The 17,775-nt window shown below is 69.7% G+C and carries 16 protein-coding genes; 13 read left to right on the top strand and 3 right to left on the bottom strand.

Features of this window, described 5'->3' with window-relative positions; all coding sequences use genetic code 11:
* The first annotated feature begins 5 nt into the window (after positions 1–5).
* From DC434_RS18130 to DC434_RS18120, 3 genes are read left to right on the top strand one after another with little or no spacing between them, the layout of a single operon-like run.
* A complete protein-coding gene (locus tag DC434_RS18130) occupies positions 6–950 on the top strand; it encodes an ABC transporter permease (protein ID WP_116636717.1) in 945 nt (314 codons plus the stop codon).
* Positions 947–1,759, top strand: coding sequence for an ABC transporter permease (locus DC434_RS18125; protein ID WP_116636716.1), 813 nt, complete (start codon positions 947–949; stop codon positions 1,757–1,759). The genes DC434_RS18130 and DC434_RS18125 overlap by 4 nt, the downstream gene beginning before the upstream one ends.
* Complete coding sequence (locus DC434_RS18120) at positions 1,756–3,264, top strand: ABC transporter ATP-binding protein (protein WP_116636715.1); 1,509 nt, start codon at positions 1,756–1,758, stop codon at positions 3,262–3,264. The genes DC434_RS18125 and DC434_RS18120 overlap by 4 nt, the downstream gene beginning before the upstream one ends.
* On the opposite strand, the gene DC434_RS18115 is transcribed toward DC434_RS18120, so the two are convergent.
* Positions 3,254–3,904: a pentapeptide repeat-containing protein gene (locus DC434_RS18115; RefSeq protein ID WP_116636714.1), complete on the bottom strand. Its 651-nt coding sequence runs from the start codon at positions 3,902–3,904 to the stop codon at positions 3,254–3,256. The genes DC434_RS18120 and DC434_RS18115 overlap by 11 nt on opposite strands.
* Before the next feature lie 285 nt (positions 3,905–4,189).
* On the opposite strand from DC434_RS18115, the gene DC434_RS18110 reads away from it, so the two are divergent.
* The 5 genes from DC434_RS18110 (at position 4,190) to ndk (ending at position 10,793) form a co-directional block, all read left to right on the top strand.
* On the top strand, positions 4,190–4,873 hold the full coding sequence (locus DC434_RS18110; RefSeq protein ID WP_116636713.1) for a DNA/RNA helicase: 684 nt from the start codon (positions 4,190–4,192) through the stop codon (positions 4,871–4,873).
* 341 nt (positions 4,874–5,214) lie between these two features.
* Complete coding sequence (gene ileS, locus DC434_RS18105; RefSeq protein ID WP_116636712.1) at positions 5,215–8,616, top strand: isoleucine--tRNA ligase; 3,402 nt, start codon at positions 5,215–5,217, stop codon at positions 8,614–8,616.
* Complete coding sequence (locus DC434_RS18100; RefSeq protein WP_116636711.1) at positions 8,613–9,965, top strand: folylpolyglutamate synthase/dihydrofolate synthase family protein; 1,353 nt, start codon at positions 8,613–8,615, stop codon at positions 9,963–9,965. The genes ileS and DC434_RS18100 overlap by 4 nt, the downstream gene beginning before the upstream one ends.
* Positions 9,953–10,375 carry a DUF4233 domain-containing protein gene (locus DC434_RS18095; protein WP_116636710.1) on the top strand — a complete coding sequence of 141 codons (423 nt, stop codon included), beginning with the start codon at positions 9,953–9,955 and terminating at the stop codon, positions 10,373–10,375. Before DC434_RS18100 ends, DC434_RS18095 begins: the two co-directional genes overlap by 13 nt.
* A gap of 1 nt (position 10,376) precedes the next feature.
* Positions 10,377–10,793: a nucleoside-diphosphate kinase gene (gene ndk / locus DC434_RS18090; protein ID WP_067120383.1), complete on the top strand. Its 417-nt coding sequence runs from the start codon at positions 10,377–10,379 to the stop codon at positions 10,791–10,793.
* A gap of 70 nt (positions 10,794–10,863) precedes the next feature.
* On the opposite strand, the gene DC434_RS18085 is transcribed toward ndk, so the two are convergent.
* Positions 10,864–11,481, bottom strand: coding sequence for a vitamin K epoxide reductase family protein (locus DC434_RS18085; RefSeq protein ID WP_116636709.1), 618 nt, complete (start codon positions 11,479–11,481; stop codon positions 10,864–10,866).
* A 283-nt stretch (positions 11,482–11,764) separates the two neighbouring features.
* On the opposite strand from DC434_RS18085, the gene DC434_RS18080 reads away from it, so the two are divergent.
* Positions 11,765–14,350 (top strand): Rne/Rng family ribonuclease, encoded by a 2,586-nt coding sequence (locus DC434_RS18080; protein WP_116636708.1) that lies wholly within the window; start codon positions 11,765–11,767, stop codon positions 14,348–14,350.
* Here the strand turns inward: DC434_RS18080 and DC434_RS18075 are convergent.
* Entirely contained in the window at positions 14,312–14,581 is a 270-nt protein-coding gene (locus DC434_RS18075; RefSeq protein WP_116636707.1) for a DUF4031 domain-containing protein, read from the bottom strand. The genes DC434_RS18080 and DC434_RS18075 overlap by 39 nt on opposite strands.
* A gap of 213 nt (positions 14,582–14,794) precedes the next feature.
* Between DC434_RS18075 and rplU the strand changes: the two genes are divergently transcribed.
* The 4 genes from rplU (at position 14,795) to proB (ending at position 17,775) form a co-directional block, all read left to right on the top strand.
* Positions 14,795–15,103 (top strand): 50S ribosomal protein L21, encoded by a 309-nt coding sequence (gene rplU, locus DC434_RS18070; RefSeq protein WP_046012653.1) that lies wholly within the window; start codon positions 14,795–14,797, stop codon positions 15,101–15,103.
* A gap of 18 nt (positions 15,104–15,121) precedes the next feature.
* Complete coding sequence (rpmA, locus tag DC434_RS18065; protein ID WP_028501603.1) at positions 15,122–15,379, top strand: 50S ribosomal protein L27; 258 nt, start codon at positions 15,122–15,124, stop codon at positions 15,377–15,379.
* Positions 15,380–15,493: 114 nt separating this feature from the next.
* On the top strand, positions 15,494–16,993 hold the full coding sequence (gene obgE / locus DC434_RS18060; RefSeq protein ID WP_116636706.1) for a GTPase ObgE: 1,500 nt from the start codon (positions 15,494–15,496) through the stop codon (positions 16,991–16,993).
* Complete coding sequence (proB, locus tag DC434_RS18055) at positions 16,990–17,775, top strand: glutamate 5-kinase (RefSeq protein WP_116636705.1); 786 nt, start codon at positions 16,990–16,992, stop codon at positions 17,773–17,775. Before obgE ends, proB begins: the two co-directional genes overlap by 4 nt.

Below are 17,775 nucleotides of genomic sequence, written 5' to 3'. Positions count from 1 at the left end.
GTGCTGTGAAGGCTGTGCTGCTCCGTGTCGCCGGCCTCGCAGCATCCGTCGTCATCGTCCTGTGGGGCGCCGCGACGGTCGCGTTCCTCGCCTTCCGGGTGATCCCTGGTGATCCCGTGTCGGTGATGCTCGGACCGCAGGCGCAGGTGAGCGAGGCGGTCAAGGACGGCATCCGTGCCGACCTCGGTCTCGACCGACCACCGCTCGAGCAGTACCTGACGTACATCGGCCAGCTCGCGCGTGGTGATCTCGGCGAGTCGTACCAGCTGCGGATGCCGGTGACCGAGGTCATCGGGCGGCAGCTCGGTGCGACGCTGCAGCTCTCGGTGCTCGCGCTCCTGATCGCGGTCGTGCTAGCGCTGGCCGTGGCGCTGTTCGTCCGCGGTCAAGCCGGTCGCGCCGTCGCGGCGGGGATCGAGCTCGTGGTGCTGTCGTCTCCGGTGTTCTGGATCGGGCTGATCCTGCTCAGCGTCTTCGCGTTCGGGCTCGGATGGTTCCCGGTCTCGGGCGCCCGCAATCCCGCGACGATCGTGCTGCCCGCGATCACCCTGGCGCTCCCGGTGGCGGCGCTGTTGAGCCAGGTGCTCCGCGACGGGCTCGTGCAGGCGGAGCGGATGCCGTTCGCCGAGACCGTCCGCGCGCGCGGCGCCGGTCCCACCTGGTTCACGCTGCGGCACGGCCTGCGGCACGGTGCCGCGGGAGCCGTGACCCTCGCCGCCTACCTGACCGGCTCGGTACTGGGCGGGGCTGTGCTGGTGGAGACCGTGTTCGCTCGTCCCGGCCTCGGACGCGTCACACTCGCCGCCATCAGCGACCGTGATCTTCCGGTCATCACGGGGATCATCCTGCTGAGCGCCGTCGTGTTCGTCGCCGTGAACCTCATCGTCGAGCTGCTGCATCCGCTGATCGATCCTCGGGTGAGGGCCGCGCGCTCCGGCGGTGGCCGATGAGGCGCGCGCAGCGGTGGCTGTTCGGAGTCGCGGTCACCGTCCTGCTCGTGATCGCGTTCGCGGCGCTCTGGCCCGGTGTCCTCGCGACCCACGACCCGCTGCAGACCGACGTGCAGTCTGCGCTCCTGCCGCCCGGTGCCGAGCACCTCTTCGGCACCGATCAGAGCGGGCGCGACGTGTACTCGCGGGTCGTGTACGGAGCCGGACGCTCGCTGGGCATCGGTCTGCTCGCCACCGGCATCGCCCTCGTCGGAGGTCTCCTCTTCGGGGCGCTCGCCGGCGTCGCGCCGCGCGGCATCGACGCGGCGATGATGCGCATCAACGACGTCCTCATGGCGTTCCCCGAGTTCCTGGTCGCACTCGTCGTCGTCGCGGTGCTCGGCCCGGGGCCGGTGAACATCGCGATCGCCGTGACGCTCGCCGCCGGCCCGGTCTACATCCGCCTCGCCCGGGTGCAGACGCGCACGCTGCGGGTCGCGGAGCACGTCGAGGCGGCGCGCATCCTCGGCGTCCCTCCTCTCCGGGCATTCCTCCGGCACGTCGCGCCGGGGGTGCTCGGCTCGCTGAGCGTGCTCGCCACGATCGGCATCGGATCGAGCATCCTCGCCGCCGCAGGCCTGAGCTTCCTCGGTCTCGGTCCGTCCGAGCCGACGCCGGAGTGGGGGCTGATGCTCGCCGGCGGACGCAACGTGCTGGGGCAGGCCTGGTGGATCTCCGTGTTCCCCGGCATCGCCATCACGCTCACAGTGGTCTCGGCGACGGTCGTCGGACGGATCCTGCGGGCACGGGGAGAGGGCCGTACGCCATGAGCGCCGCACTCGAGCTGCAGGGACTGCGGATCGCCTTCGACGGAGCGAGCGTCGTCGACGGTGTCTCGCTCACGGTCGCGCCGGGCGAGTGCGTCGCGATCGTCGGGGAGTCCGGCGCCGGCAAGTCGCTCACCGCACGCGCCCTCCTCGGATTGACGCCGACCGATGCCGACGTGCACGTCGACCGGCTCGTGATCGACGGCACGGATGCCGCAGCTCTCGGTGAGCGCGAGTGGCGGAAGCTGCGCGGTGCGCGCATCGGCCTCGTCTCGCAGGACGCGCTGGTGTCGCTCGACCCGCTGCAGCGCATCGGCGCCGAGATCGCCGAGCCGTTGCGGCTGCACGGCATCGTCCACGGTCGCACCGCGCTGGCCGAACGGGTGCGCTCGCTGCTGGCGCGCGTGTGGATGCCGGATGCCGAGCGCCGCATCCGCCAGTACCCTCACGAGCTGTCCGGCGGGCAGCGACAGCGCGCGCTGATCGCCTCGGCCATCGCCGCGGATCCAGCCGTCCTCGTGGCGGACGAACCGACCACCGCGCTCGATGCGACGGTGCAGGCACGTGTCCTGGACCTGCTGCGCGAGATCGCCGACACCGGGACGGCCGTGGTCTTCATCAGTCACGACTTCGCCGCCGTCCGCAGGCTCGCGGACCGGGTGCTCGTGATGCGCCGCGGAGAGGTGGTCGAGAGCGGGCCGGTCGCCGATGTGCTGGGACGACCGCAGCACGAGTACACGCGACAGCTCATCGCGGCGACGATGCACGAGCCGCGGGTCTCGTCATCGGCGGCGTCCGCTCCCGTGCTCGCCGTCGTGGAGGCGTCGAAGAGCTTCGGCGAGGTCCCCGCGGTCGTCGCGGCATCGTTCTCGGTCGCCGAGGGGCGCACGCTCGGTGTCGTGGGGGAGTCGGGGTCGGGCAAGACGACTCTGGCGCGCATGATCGTCGGTGTCGAGCAGCCGGATGAGGGAACCCTGCGCTGGATCGGCGATCGTCGCGTGCAGCTCGTGCATCAGAACCCGCTCGGGGCCTTCGATCCGCGGTGGACGGTCGGACGCTCGCTGCGGGAGGCGCTCGAGGCGGGAGGCGTTCCTCGCGCCCGACGTGCCGCACGTGTGGCCGCCCTTCTCGCCGAGGTCGACCTCGACCCTGCTCTCGCCGACCGGCGTCCGGCCGCGCTCTCCGGAGGCCAGCGCCAGCGCGCGGCCATCGCCCGGGCGCTCGCCGCCGAACCGGAGGTGCTCGTGCTCGATGAGCCGGTCTCGGCCCTCGACCCGTCGGTGCGCGAGCGCATCCTGGGTCTGCTGACGAGGCTGCAGCAGGAGCGCGGGCTGACGATGATCCTCGTCTCGCACGATCTCGACGTCGTGGGCGCGGTCGCCGACGACATCATCGTGATGCAGGACGGGCGCATCGTCGAGCAGGGGGCGACGGGTGACGTCTTCTCCGCGCCGCAGCATCCGTTCACCCGGGAGCTGCTCGACGCGAGCGGAACCGTCACTCCTTGATCTGGATACCCAGGCCGACGGCGATCACGGGGGCGAGCTGCTGCACCTGGAACCCGGTGAGCGTGGTGCCGCGCAGGCTGTTCGCATCGAGATAGGCGAGGGCGTCGAGACCGCGCAGGTCCACGTCCTTCGCCTTCATGCCCCGGGGATCGACCTCGTCGCTCGACGTGGCCGTGAAGCGCGCGCGGGTGACCTCGGCCTGGGGCAGATCGATCGCGCGGATGCGGCAGCCGGAGATCTCGACGTCGGTCGCGCGCACGGCACCGAGGTTCAAGTAGTCGATGCGCAGGTCGCGGAGCTCGAGCTCGTTGATGCGCGCCCCACTGAGGTCGAGCGTGCCGATCCGGCCTCCGCTGATCCGCAGCCGCCGGATGCCGGCGTCGCGCATCTTCAGCGACGCGATGCGGACGCCGTCCATCGCGACGTCGAGGATCGTCGCTCCGGTGAGGTCGACCTCGTCGGCGTCGGCGCGCACCGTGCACTGCTCGAGCGACGCGTAGGCCAGATCGGCGCTCGCGGTGAGGTCGAGGCTCGCGGCGAGGAGGTCGCCGCTGCGCGTCGGGGCGGCCGGCTCGAACACGTCGGGAAGGTCGGGAGGGGAGACGCGGGGTGCAGCGGGAGATTCTGTCGTGCGGGGCATGGGTCGAGGCTAGTGGGGCGGACCGACAGTCGCGTCGCCCGTGCGCCTGGACAGGACTCGTGCGCCAGACAAGGGCATTCTGCGGCAGGTCGACCTTGTCAGACGTTCTTGTCCTGCGCTGGCGTACGAGTCGCACGGGCGGGCGGGCGGGTGGCCGGCGTAGGGGGTGGAATCGCCGCGCCCGTCTCGCTGCACAGGGAGTGCCCCTTTCGACCTGTCCACATCTGCGGCGTCCTCGCGGCGGGGCGACGCGACGACGGATGCCGGAGCGCCAGGCTGTTCCGGATGACGCGCCTCGATGAACTGTCCGCCTTCCTCACCGTTCTCGGCGGGGTCGCTCGCTCTGTGGTCGTCGCGGAGCGGGGGTTCTCCCGCCGGACGGTCGATGCGGGCGTGGCGCGAGGGATCATCACGAGACCTCGTCGCGGATGGATCGCGGCGACGGATGCCGACAGGCAGCTGGTGGCCGCCGCACGGTTGGGGGTGGTGCTGACCTGCCGCACTCAGGCGAGCCGTCTCGGCTTGTGGCTGCATGATCACCGTGGTCGACCGCACTTCGCGGTGCCGCCGCACAGCGCGCCGCAGCTCCCCGTGGATGCGAAGCTGCACCGGGGACGGGCGCCTCTGCCGCGGCATCCGGACGCGCTGGCCGACCCGGTGGAGAACGTCCTGGCGCACATCGCCGAATGCGAGCCATTCGAACAGGCACTCGCGACCTGGGAATCGGCGCTCCACGGGGGACTGGTGACGGTGGAGTCGCTGCACGGCCTCGCCTGGAAGCCGGCCGCGAGGGGGATCCTGCTCCGCGCGTCGCCGTTCGCCGATGCCGGGCTTGAGACCTACGTGCGCGAGCGGCTTCGCTGGCTGAAGCTGCGCGTCCTGGTGCAGATCTGGATCGCCGGCCATTGGGCGTCCGTGCAGGATCTGATCATGCGCGCGGTCGCTCAGGGCCACCATCTCGCGCGATGAGGCGTACACGTCGAAAGGAGATGTGCGCCTCGCAAGGATGCATCGGCCGTATCCGGCCTTGCGAAGAGCACATCTCCGCGCGGGGCGCTCACGCGCGGCGCAGGCCTCCGCGCCGGAGCGTACAATGGACGCACGAGCATCGATCCGGCATCACCGGGGAGCTCTCGGAAGAACGCTTCGGCAGGCTCAGCGCAGGCAGAAGTCAGTAGAACCGAGCGGGGCAGGCCCGTCACAGCCGCAGTGAGAGTGGCCCGCCGTGAGGCGCGCACGCGAGGTGGTACCGCGGTCCGCGAGGATCGTCCTCGCAGGAGCATCCGCCACGACGATCACTGCGAGACACGATGACCTACCCCCGCCCTTCGACAAGCTCAGGGACCTCCTCCTTCGGCCCCGCCGCCGACTCCGTCGCGCCGAGCCCCCGCTTCCCCCAGATCGAGGAGGAGGTGCTCGACTTCTGGAAGGCCGACGACACCTTCCGCGCCTCGATCGCGCAGCGCGAGGGATCGCCCGAGTGGGTGTTCTACGACGGTCCGCCGTTCGCCAACGGTCTGCCCCACTACGGTCACCTGCTCACGGGTTACGCGAAGGACGTGTTCCCGCGCTTCCAGACCATGACCGGCCACAAGGTCGACCGCGTCTTCGGCTGGGACACCCATGGGCTCCCCGCCGAGCTCGAGGCGATGAAGCAGCTCGGCATCACCGAGAAGAGCGAGATCGAGGCCATGGGCATCGACGTCTTCAACGCGAAGGCGAAGAGCTCGGTGCTGGCGTACACGCACGAGTGGCAGGACTACGTCACCCGTCAGGCCCGCTGGGTCGATTTCGACCGCGGCTACAAGACGCTCGACCTCGGCTACATGGAGAGCGTGCTGTGGGCGTTCAAGACCCTGTACGACAAGGGTCTCGCCTACGAGGGGTACCGGGTGCTCCCGTACTGCTGGCGCGACGAGACGCCGCTCTCGGCGCACGAGCTCCGCATGGACGACGACGTGTACCAGATGCGTCAGGACCCCTCGGTCACGGTCACGTTCCCGCTGACCGGCGCCAAGGCGGAGTCGCTCGGCCTCACCGGCGTGCGGGCCCTCGCCTGGACGACCACGCCCTGGACCCTCCCGACGAACCTCGCGCTCGCCGTGGGACCCGACATCGACTACGTCGTCCTCCCCGCGGGTCCGGCCGGCGCGGCCGACGTGCATCAGACACCGGGAACGACGGATGCGGCGGTCGAGGCCTCCGCCCACCGCTACCTGCTCGCACGCGATCTGCTCGGCGGATACGCGAAGGACCTCGGCTACGAGAACGCCGAGGAGGCGCTCGCCGCCGTCGACGCGACCGTCCGCGGCTCCGAGCTGCAGGACGTCACCTACGACCGGCTGTTCGACTACTACGCGGATGCCGAGACCTACGGCACCGAGAACGCCTGGCGCATCCTCGTCGACGACTACGTCACCACGACGGACGGCACCGGCATCGTGCACCAGGCTCCGGCCTTCGGTGAGGACGACCTCCGGGTGGCGGGAGCCGCTGGCATCCCCACGATCCTCTCGCTCGACGACGGCGGTCGCTTCCTCCCGAACGTCACCGACGTCGCCGGGGAGCTCTGGATGGAGGCGAACACGCCGCTCGTCCGGATCATCCGCGACAACGGACGCCTCATCCGTCTGCAGAGCTACGAGCACTCGTACCCGCACTGCTGGCGCTGCCGGAACCCCCTGATCTACAAGGCCGTGTCGAGCTGGTTCATCCGCGTCACGGACATCAAGGACGACATGCTCGCGAACAACGAGCAGATCACCTGGGTGCCGGAGAACGTCAAGCACGGCCAGTTCGGCAAGTGGCTCGAGGGCGCACGCGACTGGTCGATCAGCCGCAACCGCTACTGGGGCTCGCCGATCCCGATCTGGAAGAGCGACGACCCCGAGTACCCGCGCGTCGACGCCTACGGATCGCTGGAGGACCTCGAGCGCGACTTCGGCACGCTGCCGCGCAACCCCGAGGGCGAGATCGACCTGCACCGCCCGTACATCGACGACCTCACCCGCCCGAACCCGGACGACCCCACCGGCAAGAGCACGATGCGCCGCATCGAGGACGTGTTCGACGTGTGGTTCGACTCCGGCTCGATGCCGTACGCGCAGGTGCACTACCCGTTCGAGAACCAGGAGTGGTTCGACTCGCACGCGCCGGCCGACTTCATCGTCGAGTACATCGGGCAGACCCGCGGATGGTTCTACGTCATGCACGTGCTGTCCACCGCGCTCTTCGACCGTCCCGCGTTCACGGGCGTCAGCTGCCACGGCATCGTGCTCGGCAGCGACGGCTACAAGATGTCGAAGTCGCTGCGGAACTACCCGGACGTGTCCGAGGTGCTCGACCGCGACGGCTCCGACGCGATGCGCTGGTTCCTGATGTCGAGCTCCGTTCTGCGCGGCGGCAACCTCGCCGTGACGGAGGAGGGGATCCGCGCCGGCGTCCGCGAGTTCCTGCTGCCGCTGTGGAACTCCTGGTACTTCTTCGCGACGTATGCCAACGCTTCGGGCCCGGACGGATATGAGGCGTCGTGGCGCACGGATTCGACCGACGTGCTCGACCGCTACATCCTGGCGCGCCTGGGCGACCTCGTGCGCGAGGTGCGCTCCGACCTGGAAGGCCTCGACTCGACGACGGCGTCCGCTCGTCTGCGCGACTTCGCCGAGGTCCTGACGAACTGGTACATCCGGCGCTCGCGCGACCGGTTCTGGGTCGGCGTGACCGACGACCCGAAGAGCCGGGAGGCCTTCGACACGCTCTACACGGTGCTGGAGACGCTGACCCGCGTCGCCGCCCCGCTCGTGCCGCTGGTCAGTGAGCGCGTCTGGCAGGGGCTCACCGGCGGCCGCAGCGTGCACCTGCAGGACTGGCCGGACGCCGCCGCGTTCCCGGCAGCCGACGACATCCGCGATGCGATGGATGCCGTTCGCGAGCTCTCCAGCGTCGGAAACGCGCTCCGCAAGAAGGAGAAGTTGCGAGTGCGCCTGCCGCTGGCCCGCCTCACGGTCGTGTCGCCGCAGGCCGCGTCGCTCGGGCAGTTCGAGGACATCCTCCGCGAGGAGCTCAACGTCAAGGCGGTCGAGCTGGTGACGCTCGCCGAGAGCACGGCCGCCGACTACGGCATCACGCACCGCCTCAGTGTGAATGCCCGAGCGGCCGGTCCGCGTCTGGGCAAGAACGTCCAGACGGTGATCAAGGCGGCGAAGGCCGGCGACTGGTCGCAGGTCGACGGTGTGGTGACCGCCGGCGGGCTGGCTCTGGAGCCTTCCGAGTACGAACTCGCGCTGGAGACCACCGGTCGACCCGAGGGCGAGGCACTCGCCATCGTGCCGTCGGGCGGCTTCGTGCTGCTCGACACGCAGACCACGCCGCAGCTCGAGGCGGAGGGGCTCGCCAGAGATGCGATCCGTGTCGTCCAGGAGGCGCGCAAGAACGCGGGCCTCGACGTCAGCGACCGCATCGTCCTCGCGCTCAACGCCGCACCGGAGCACGCCGCGGCGCTCGAGGAGCACGCGGAGCTGATCGCGGCCGAGACGCTCTCGGTGGCGTTCGCCGTGCAGGCGACGGAGGAGATGGAGACGCTGGTGGATGACGTGACCAGTCCGGGTGACGGGGTCTTCCGCTCCGGCGCCCGCGCGCTCGGCGCCACGAAGGCACCGATCATCGTGACCATCGATGCCACGGCGGTCGTCAGCGGAAAGGCGGCGTCATGAGCGATCGCGAACGGGCCGACGCGGTCTACGAGGCCCTGCTGAGTCGTGCGGGGGAGCGCTGGGTGCAGCCGCGCAAGGAGCGCACCGCGCGCATCCTCGCCTTCCTCGACGACCCGCAGCGGACGTACCGGGTCGTGCACATCACGGGCACGAACGGCAAGACCTCGACCGCGCGGATGATCGAGAGCCTCCTGCGGGCCCATGACCTGCGCACGGGCCTGTTCACGAGTCCGCATCTGGAGCGCTTCACCGAGCGCATCATGATCGACGGTGAGCCGATCGACGATGCCGCGGTCGCCGACGCCTGGGACGAGATCGAGCCGTTCGTCGACATCGTCGACGCCGAGCTCGAGGCCGCAGGCGACGCGCCCCTCACCTTCTTCGAGCTGCTCACCGTCCTGGCCTTCGTGGCCGCGGCGGATGCGCCGATCGACGTGCTCGTGCTCGAGGTCGGCATGGGCGGCGAGTGGGACTCGACGAACACCGCAGACGGCGACGTCGCAGTCTTCGCTCCGATCGACATCGATCACGCGGATCGGCTCGGGAACACGATCGCCGAGATCGCCCAGGTCAAGGCCGGCATCATCAAGGAGGGCGCCGCCGTGGTGTCGGCTCAGCAGCCGCCGGAGGCCGCCGAGGTGCTGCGACGCGTCGCAGCCGAGCGCCACGCGACGATCGCATTCGAGGGCGAGGAGTTCGGACTCGTCGACCAGAAGCTCGCCGTCGGCGGACAGCTCCTCTCGATCCGCGGTCTGGCGGGGGAGTACGTCGAGGAGTACCTGCCTCTCTACGGCGCCCACCAGGGCCACAACGCCGCTCTCGCCATCGCGGCGGTCGAGTCGCTCATCGGCGGCGGCACCCAGCGCATCGCCGCCGAGGTCATCACCGACGGCCTGCAGGGCGCCACCTCACCGGGGCGCCTGCAGCTGCTCGGCATCGCCCCGACCGTCGTCGTCGACGCCGCCCACAACCCGCACGGCGCGAAGGCGCTCGCGCAGGCGCTCGACGACAGCTTCGACTTCGACGAGTGGGGCCTCGTGCTCGGCGTGCTCTCCGACAAGGACGCCGCGGGCATCATCGCGCAGCTCGCTCCGGCGGCGGCGCACGTGTTCGCCACAGCACCCGACTCCGACCGGGCGAGCGATGCGGATGCCATCGCCGACCTGGTCGAGCAGGCGGGTCACCGCGCCACCGTGCATCACTCCCTGGCCGACGCCGCCGACGCCGCGCGCGAATGGGCGGCATCGTCGGACCGTCGCGCCGTGGTCATCGCCGGATCCGTCGTGCTGGCCGGCGAGGCCATCGCCCTCGCCGAAGAAGAGGACTGGAAGTCGGGGTGGCGCGCGTGAGTGCGGATGCCGCGCCCGCCCGCCGGCCTCGTCCGCCGCGCACGCTCGTGCAGAAGCTCGCACCGATCGTGCTGGGCTTCGAGGCGATCGTGGTGTTCCTCGCCGGGCTCACGATCTTCGGCCTGAAGGCTCTCCCCGCCGGCATCGAGCCCTGGTGGGCGATCGTCGCCGGTGCGGTCGTCGGTCTGGCGTGCATCGCCGTCGCCGGCATGATCACCAAGCCGTGGGCGATCGCTGCAGGCTGGGTCATCCAGGTCGTCATCGCGCTGGCGGCGTTCCTCGAACCGGCCATCCTGCTCGTCGTCCTGATTTTCGGCGGCATGTGGGCGTATGCGACGATCATGGGGGCCCGCCTGGACGCACGACGTCCCGCCGAGCCCTCGACCGAGACTCAGACAGAGAGTGAATGACATGGCCACCGAAGAAACACTCGTCCTCGTCAAGCCCGACGGCGTCGCCCGCGGCCTCACCGGAGCGATCCTGGCGCGCATCGAGGCGAAGGGCTACGCGCTCGTCGACATCCGCCTCGTCGAGCCGGACCGCGACCTCCTCGCCGCGCACTACGCCGAGCACGAGGGCAAGCCCTTCTACGAGCCGCTGCTCGAGTTCATGCTCTCCGGCCCGTCGGTCGCGATCCGTCTCGCGGGCAACCGCGTGATCGAGGGTTTCCGCTCGCTCGCCGGCACCACCGACCCGACCACGGCTGCGCCCGGCACGATCCGCGGCGACTTCGGTCGCGACTGGGGCCTGAAGGTGCAGCAGAACCTCGTGCACGGCTCCGACAGCCCCGAGTCCGCCGCGCGCGAACTCGGCATCTGGTTCGACTGAGACCACGTACGACGAAGCCCGCCGGAGGATCCTCGGATCCCGGCGGGCTTCGTCGTCCGTGCGGTGCGAATCAGGAGATCATGCCGATGACCTCGCCGAGGAGGTCGAGACCGCGGAGCTGCACGAGCAGGATGATGACGGCGTAGGCGAGGATCGTCGCCAGCGGAACCCAGACCATGAGGCGGTTCGCCCGCTCCTTGACCTTCTCGTTGCCGGTGAACGTCCCGTTGCGCGTGAGATGGAGCATGGTCGCGAAGAACGTCGGGATCGTGACCGACCAGGTGAGCATGCACCAGGGGCACAGCACGCCGAGGTTCGGAGCGTAGAGGCTCTGACCGATGAGCCAGCAGACGAAGACGAAGGCGAGGAGGACCCCCGCCCCGAACGTCGCCCAGAACCACCGGGGGAAGCGCGCTCCGGCCAGGAGTGCCACGCCCACGAAGATCGGGGCCATCCAGCCCGCGATGCCGAGGATCGGATTCGGGAAGCCGAACAGCTCGCCCTGCCAGGAGTCGAGGTTCTTGCCGCATTGGATCATCACGCTGACGTTGCAGCTGAGATCGGCCTCCGGATTCGCCAGCTGGATGAACTTGTCCATCGTCAGCTGGAAGGCGGCGAACCAGCCGATGACGCCGGCGATGATCAACCAGACGGCGTAGACCACGGGGCGGGTGCGCTGCTCGCTCATATCGGGATTATCTCAGTGACGGCTATGGATGCGACGAGAACAGGCCGGAGAAAACGCGGGCTCGACGGTGGGATGCCGTATTCCACGCGACTTGGTGCGATAATGGCCTGTGATGCGATGGACGGCGCCGCCGTCACGCGCATCGACGCAGACTTCGGGGCCCCATGGCCCCACGCGATCAGAGCCATGAGCCGGTCGCACTTCGATTGAGTTCGCGGCACCCGCGGGTGTCGCATGAGATTTCGCGGAGCACCTGGTGCTCTGCGCAGGGAGCAAGCCAGAGATGGCCGATGAGAACAATGACAACAACGTCCCTACCCTCGACACCTCGGCTGAGGCCGCGGAGTCTCTGACGGAGTCGACGGCTTCCGAGACTGACGCGACGCGTGAGGGCGAGGCGGCCGAGCAGGCCGCGCCGGCGGAGGCGCCGACCACCGACGAGCCGATCATCGACTCCGAGGCCGTCGCTGTCGCGGTCGCCGAGGCCGAGATCGCCGCGGACGAGGCTGACGGTGGAGCATCCGCTGCGGGCGTCGACGAGACGTCCGTCGCCGAGGCGACGCCGGTCGAGGACGAGACCGTCGATGCGCCGGAGGGCGACGCCGAGGTGATCGCCGAGGCCCTCGTCGCCTCCAGCCTCGAGATCGAGTCGGACGTGAAGCCCGCTGATGACGCTGAGCTCCCGGCGGAGCCGGCGGCCGAGACTGAGACGAAGGCGGCCGAGGAGACGAAGCCGGCTGAGGAGCCCGAGGTCGCAGCACCCGTGACCGCGGTGTCGCTGGGCCTGCTGCCCGAGGTGTTCGTCTCCCAGGTCTCCACCCAGCTGCACTTCTACGCGCCCGAGATCGTGCCGCTCCCGGCGCGCCCCGAGCGCAACGAGCGCATCTTCGACCGCATCGCCGAGCGCGACCAGGACGAGCCGGCATCCGGCCGCCGAGGACGCCGCCGTCGCGGCGGTTCCGAAGGCGATGACCAGCGGGACGAGCCCCGTCCGCGTCAGCGCGTCGTCGAGTACATCACCGAGCCGAAGGCCATTAAGGGCTCGACGCGTCTCGAGGCGAAGAAGCAGCGCCGCCGCGACGGGCGTGACGCAGGTCGTCGTCGCCCGGTCGTGACAGAGGCCGAGTTCCTCGCCCGGCGCGAGTCGGTCGATCGCAAGATGGTCGTCCGTGCCAAGAACGGCCGCACGCAGATCGGCGTCCTCGAGGACGGCGTCCTCGTCGAGCACTACGTCGCCCGCAACCAGGACGCGTCGCTGATCGGCAACGTGTACCTCGGCCGCGTGCAGAACGTCCTCCCCAGCATGGAAGCCGCGTTCGTCGATATCGGCCGCGGCCGCAACGCCGTGCTGTACTCCGGCGAGGTCGACTGGGACGGCGTCGAGACCGGCAACCAGCCGCGTCGCATCGAGCTCGCTCTCAAGCCGGGCGACCGCGTGCTCGTGCAGGTCACGAAGGACCCGATCGGGCACAAGGGTGCTCGCCTGACTAGCCAGATCTCGCTTCCCGGCCGCTACCTCGTGTACGTGCCGGGCGGCTCGATGAACGGCATCAGCCGCAAGCTGCCCGACAACGAGCGCGCCCGTCTGAAGCGCATCCTCAAGGAGGTGCTGCCCGAGTCGTCCGGTGTGATCGTCCGTACCGCCGCCGAGGGGGCCACCGAGGACCAGCTGACGCGCGACGTGCAGCGTCTCACCGCGCAGTGGGAGCACATCCGGAAGCAGGTCGAGAACCAGCAGGCGCCGGCCCTCCTGCACGCGGAGCCGGACCTGCTCGTCAAGATCGTCCGGGATGTCTTCAACGAGGACTTCACGAAGATGCTCATCCAGGGCGACGAGTCGCAGCGCACCATCCGCGCGTACCTCGAGAGCGTCGCTCCCGACCTGCTCGAGCGGGTCGAGGCCTACGAGGACGAGACAGACCCGTTCGACGCGTTCCGCATCACCGAGCAGATCGAGAAGGCGCTGGACCGCAAGGTCTGGCTGCCCTCCGGCGGCTCGCTCGTGATCGACCGCACCGAGGCCATGACGGTCGTCGACGTCAACACCGGAAAGTTCGTCGGCTCGGGCGGAAACCTCGAGGAGACGGTCACCAAGAACAACCTCGAGGCCGCGGAGGAGATCGTCCGCCAGCTGCGTCTGCGCGACATCGGCGGCATCATCGTCGTCGACTTCATCGACATGGTCCTCGAGTCCAATCGCGACCTCGTGCTGCGTCGCCTGATCGAGTGCCTGAGCCGCGACCGGACGAAGCACCAGGTCGCCGAGGTCACCTCGCTCGGTCTCGTGCAGATGACGCGCAAGAAGCTCGGCCTGGGCCTGCTGGAGACCTTCAGCGAGGCGTGCGAGGTCTGCGCCGGTCGCGGTGTCATCGTGCACCACGACCCGGTCGTCAAGCACCGCTCCAACGGCAACGATCGCAGCAACGGGAACGGCAACAGCCAGGGCAACCGCCGCCAGCGCGGCGGGGGCAACGGCCAGAGCCAGAGCGCGCCGCCCGCGCCGAACGTCACGCACAGCATTCCCGAGGGCGCCAAGTCGGCGCTCGCGCAGATCGCCGCGTCGACCCTGGCACCCAGCATCGAGCCGGTCGAGATCGCCGCGGATGCCGGTTCGGCCGAGGCGGCGCAGAGCGCTGCGCCGGAGCGCGCGAAGAAGCCGAGGAAGAAGCGCGGCTCCGACCGCAAGGCGCCCAAGTCGCCGGCGGAGGCGCTGCTCGACTCGGTTCTCGACGCGCTGCCGGAGCCCAAGGCTCCCGGTCAGGGCCGAGGACGTCGTCGCGTGAGCACGGCCGCGCTCACCGGTACCCCGGTGTCGGTCAACAACGACGCGTCAGCGGCGCCGGTCGCGTCCGCGGACACGGAGTCCTGAGGCGATCAGTCGTCGCACCAGCTCTTTGCCCGCGACGTGCTCGGCGCCCCCGGCGATGAGCCGGGGGACCAGGTCGGCGGGAACGTCGTAGTGATCCAGGTCGAAGGCGCGCGCGGGGACGTCGTGCGCCTTCGCGAAGGCGTGCAGCTCGTCGAGATCGGCGTCGCTCACCAGGTGGGCCCAGAGGCGCCCGTGCGCGGGCCAGAGCGGGTCGTCGACGAGTACGGTCATCCCGCAAGCCTAGGACGCGGACACGCCACCCGGCTCGCTTTGCGACACCGCTCCGCATCCGGTAAAGTAGTCCCTTGGTGCGTATGCCGTCCCGTCCTCGTCGGTCGGAGCGGAGAGCCTTGCTTTCGCACTCGTCGTCCTGCGACGCATGCAAGCAACAGTCTTCCCGTGAGATTCTCGGAGCCGCGTGCTCCCCAACGAAACAGGTATGAAGTGGTTTACGCAGTAGTGCGCGCCGGTGGGCGGCAGGAGAAGGTCGAGGTCGGCACGATCGTTCAGCTCGACCGTGTCAAGGCTGCCCAGGGCGAGAAGATCGAGCTTGCCGCTGTGCTGCTCGTCGACGGCGCCACGGTGACCACCGACGCTGACAAGCTGGCGAAGGTCAAGGTCACGGCCGAGGTCATCGGCAACCTCCGCGGCCCGAAGATCATCATCCAGAAGTACAAGAACAAGACCGGCTACAAGAAGCGTCAGGGCCACCGCCAGGAGCTCACGCGCGTCAAGATCACCGGCATCAAGTAAGACCGAGGAGACCAGGACATGGCACATAAAAAGGGCGCAAGCTCCACCCGCAACGGTCGTGACTCCAACGCTCAGCGACTTGGCGTCAAGCGCTTCGGCGGTCAGCAGGTCCTCGCCGGCGAGATCATCGTCCGCCAGCGCGGCACGCACTTCCACCCCGGCGTGAACGTCGGCCGTGGTGGCGACGACACGCTGTTCGCTCTGGCCGCCGGTGCGGTCCAGTTCGGCGCGAAGGGCGGCCGCAAGGTCGTCAACATCGTCGCCGCTGCTGAGTGATCTCAGCGCGACACTAGTCATCCGGACGGGGCGGGCTTCGGCTCGCCCCGTCCGTGTATCTGCCCGCCGGGACTTCGGCGGGCAGCACAGATTCAAACAGGAGGAGATCGAGACATGGTCACGTTCGTCGACACCGTGACGCTGCACCTGCGTGCGGGCAAGGGCGGCAACGGCTGTGTCTCGGTCCACCGCGAGAAGTTCAAGCCTCTCGGAGGCCCGGACGGCGGCAACGGCGGTGATGGCGGAGACGTCGTGCTGGTCGCCGACCCGCAGACCGGCACCCTGCTGTCGTACCACCACTCGCCGCATCGCAGCTCCGGCAACGGCGGACCCGGCATGGGCGATCACCGTTCGGGGTTCCTGGGCGAGACGCTGGAACTGCCCGTTCCCGTCGGCACCGTCGTGAAGAACACGGCCGGCGAGGTCCTGATCGACATGATCGAGCCGGGGGAGCGCTTCGTCGTCGCCGCCGGAGGTCAGGGAGGCCTCGGGAACGCGGCCCTCGCGACCCCGAAGCGCAAGGCGCCCGGTTTCGCGCTGCTCGGCACTCCCGGGTACGAGGGCGATGTCGTCCTCGAGCTGAAGACCGTCGCCGACATCGCACTCGTCGGCTACCCGTCCGCCGGCAAGTCGAGCCTGATCGGTGCGATCTCCGCCGCCCGGCCCAAGATCGCGGACTACCCTTTCACCACGCTGCACCCGAACCTCGGTGTCGTGCAGTCGGAGGACTTCCGTTACACGGTCGCCGACGTCCCCGGGCTCATCGAGGGCGCGAGCGAGGGGCGCGGTCTCGGCCTCGAGTTCCTGCGCCATGTCGAGCGCTGCACCGCTCTGCTGCACGTTCTCGACTGCGCGACGCTCGAGCCGGGCCGCGACCCGATCTCCGACCTTGACGTGATCCTGGCGGAGCTCGGGGCATACGAGGTCCCCGAGGGACAGACGCCGCTCCTCGAGCGTCCGCAGATCATCGCCCTGAACAAGATCGACGTGCCGGAGGCGCGCGACCTCGCAGAGATGGTGCGCCCCGACCTGGAGGCACGGGGCTTCCGCGTCTTCGAGATCTCCACGGTCTCGCACGAGGGGCTGCGTCCGCTCACTCTGGCCCTGGGCGAGCTCGTCGAGAAGCACCGGGCCGAGGCGGTCATCGCGCCGCCGAAGGAGCGGGTGGTCATCCGCCCTCGCGGCTCGAAGAAGGAGTTCTCGATCCGCGTCGAGGGCGGCACCTACGGCAACGTGTACCGCATCCTCGGAGAGAAGCCGGTGCGCTGGGTCCAGCAGACCGACTTCCAGAACGAGGAGGCCGTGGGCTACCTCGCGGACCGGCTCGAGAAGCTCGGCGTCGAAGACGAGCTCTTCCGCGTGGGCGCCGTGCAGGGGTCCACCGTCGTGATCGGCGAGGCCGACAGCATCGTGTTCGACTGGGAGCCGACGATGAGCTCGGCCGCCGAGCTGATGGCTGCGCCCCGTGGAACCGACCCGCGCCTCGCGCCGAACGATCGGCGCACCACGTCGGAGCGTCGCGCCACATACTACGAGCGCATGGACGCCAAGGCCGCTGCACGTGCGGAGGTGGAGGCCCAGCGCCTCGCGGCATACCGCGAGGAGGGCGAGTGACCGCTCGCACCCGCGCCGATCTCGCCACCGCCTCCCGCATCGTCGTGAAGGTGGGGTCCTCGTCCATCAGCGGGGAGTCGTCCTGGCGCATCCCGGTGCTGGTCGAGGCTCTCGCCGCCGCGCACGCCCGCGGCGCCGAGGTCGTGCTGGTCTCCTCGGGCGCCATCGCCACCGGCATCCCCTTCCTGCGTCTCGACGCACGCCCCACCGATCTCGCGACGCAGCAGGCGGCCGCGGCCGTGGGGCAGAACATCCTCGTCTACCGCTACCAGGAGTCGCTGCGTCCCTTCGACATCGTCGCGGGACAGGTGCTGCTCACGACCGGCGACCTGGAGCACCCGACCTCGCGATCGAACGCCCGCCGCGCGATGGAGCGGCTGCTCGGCCTGCGCATCCTCCCCATCGTCAACGAGAACGACACCGTGGCGACGCAGGAGATCCGCTTCGGCGACAACGACCGGCTCGGCGCCCTCGTCGCGCAGCTGATCGAGGCGGACGCGCTCATCCTGCTCAGCGACATCGAGTCGCTCTACACGAAGCCGCCGTCCGATCCCGGAGCGGAGCCGATCGACATCGTCGCACCGGATGCCGACCTCGCCGGGCTCGAGTTCGGCGCGACGGTCGTGAACAGCGTCGGTACCGGGGGAGCGGCGACCAAGGTCTCCGCTGCGCGTCTCGCCGCGGCATCCGGCATCGGCGTCCTGGTGACCAGCGCCGACCTGGTGGACAAGGCCCTCGCCGGCGCTGAAATAGGAACCTGGTTCGAACCGGCCATCTCCTAA

It is taken from the genome of Microbacterium sp. TPD7012, from assembly GCF_003075395.1.
Taxonomy (GTDB): domain Bacteria; phylum Actinomycetota; class Actinomycetes; order Actinomycetales; family Microbacteriaceae; genus Microbacterium.
Note: the sequence above shows the minus strand (reverse complement) of the source record. Positions and strands in the feature narration are given on the sequence as shown.

Excerpts from the sequence above, each read along its gene's own strand:
- DC434_RS18100 (WP_116636711.1), top strand. The coding sequence starts at position 8,613 with ATGAGCGATCGCGAACGGGCCGACGCGGTCTACGAGGCCCTGCTGAGT.
- ndk (WP_067120383.1), top strand. The coding sequence starts at position 10,377 with ATGGCCACCGAAGAAACACTCGTCCTCGTCAAGCCCGACGGCGTCGCC.
- DC434_RS18110 (WP_116636713.1), top strand. The coding sequence starts at position 4,190 with ATGACGCGCCTCGATGAACTGTCCGCCTTCCTCACCGTTCTCGGCGGG.
- obgE (WP_116636706.1), top strand. The coding sequence starts at position 15,494 with ATGGTCACGTTCGTCGACACCGTGACGCTGCACCTGCGTGCGGGCAAG.
- DC434_RS18080 (WP_116636708.1), top strand. The coding sequence starts at position 11,765 with ATGGCCGATGAGAACAATGACAACAACGTCCCTACCCTCGACACCTCG.
- DC434_RS18125 (WP_116636716.1), top strand. The coding sequence starts at position 947 with ATGAGGCGCGCGCAGCGGTGGCTGTTCGGAGTCGCGGTCACCGTCCTG.
- DC434_RS18120 (WP_116636715.1), top strand. The coding sequence starts at position 1,756 with ATGAGCGCCGCACTCGAGCTGCAGGGACTGCGGATCGCCTTCGACGGA.
- ileS (WP_116636712.1), top strand. The coding sequence starts at position 5,215 with ATGACCTACCCCCGCCCTTCGACAAGCTCAGGGACCTCCTCCTTCGGC.
- DC434_RS18075 (WP_116636707.1), bottom strand. The coding sequence starts at position 14,581 with ATGACCGTACTCGTCGACGACCCGCTCTGGCCCGCGCACGGGCGCCTC.
- rpmA (WP_028501603.1), top strand. The coding sequence starts at position 15,122 with ATGGCACATAAAAAGGGCGCAAGCTCCACCCGCAACGGTCGTGACTCC.
- DC434_RS18115 (WP_116636714.1), bottom strand. The coding sequence starts at position 3,904 with ATGCCCCGCACGACAGAATCTCCCGCTGCACCCCGCGTCTCCCCTCCC.
- DC434_RS18085 (WP_116636709.1), bottom strand. The coding sequence starts at position 11,481 with ATGAGCGAGCAGCGCACCCGCCCCGTGGTCTACGCCGTCTGGTTGATC.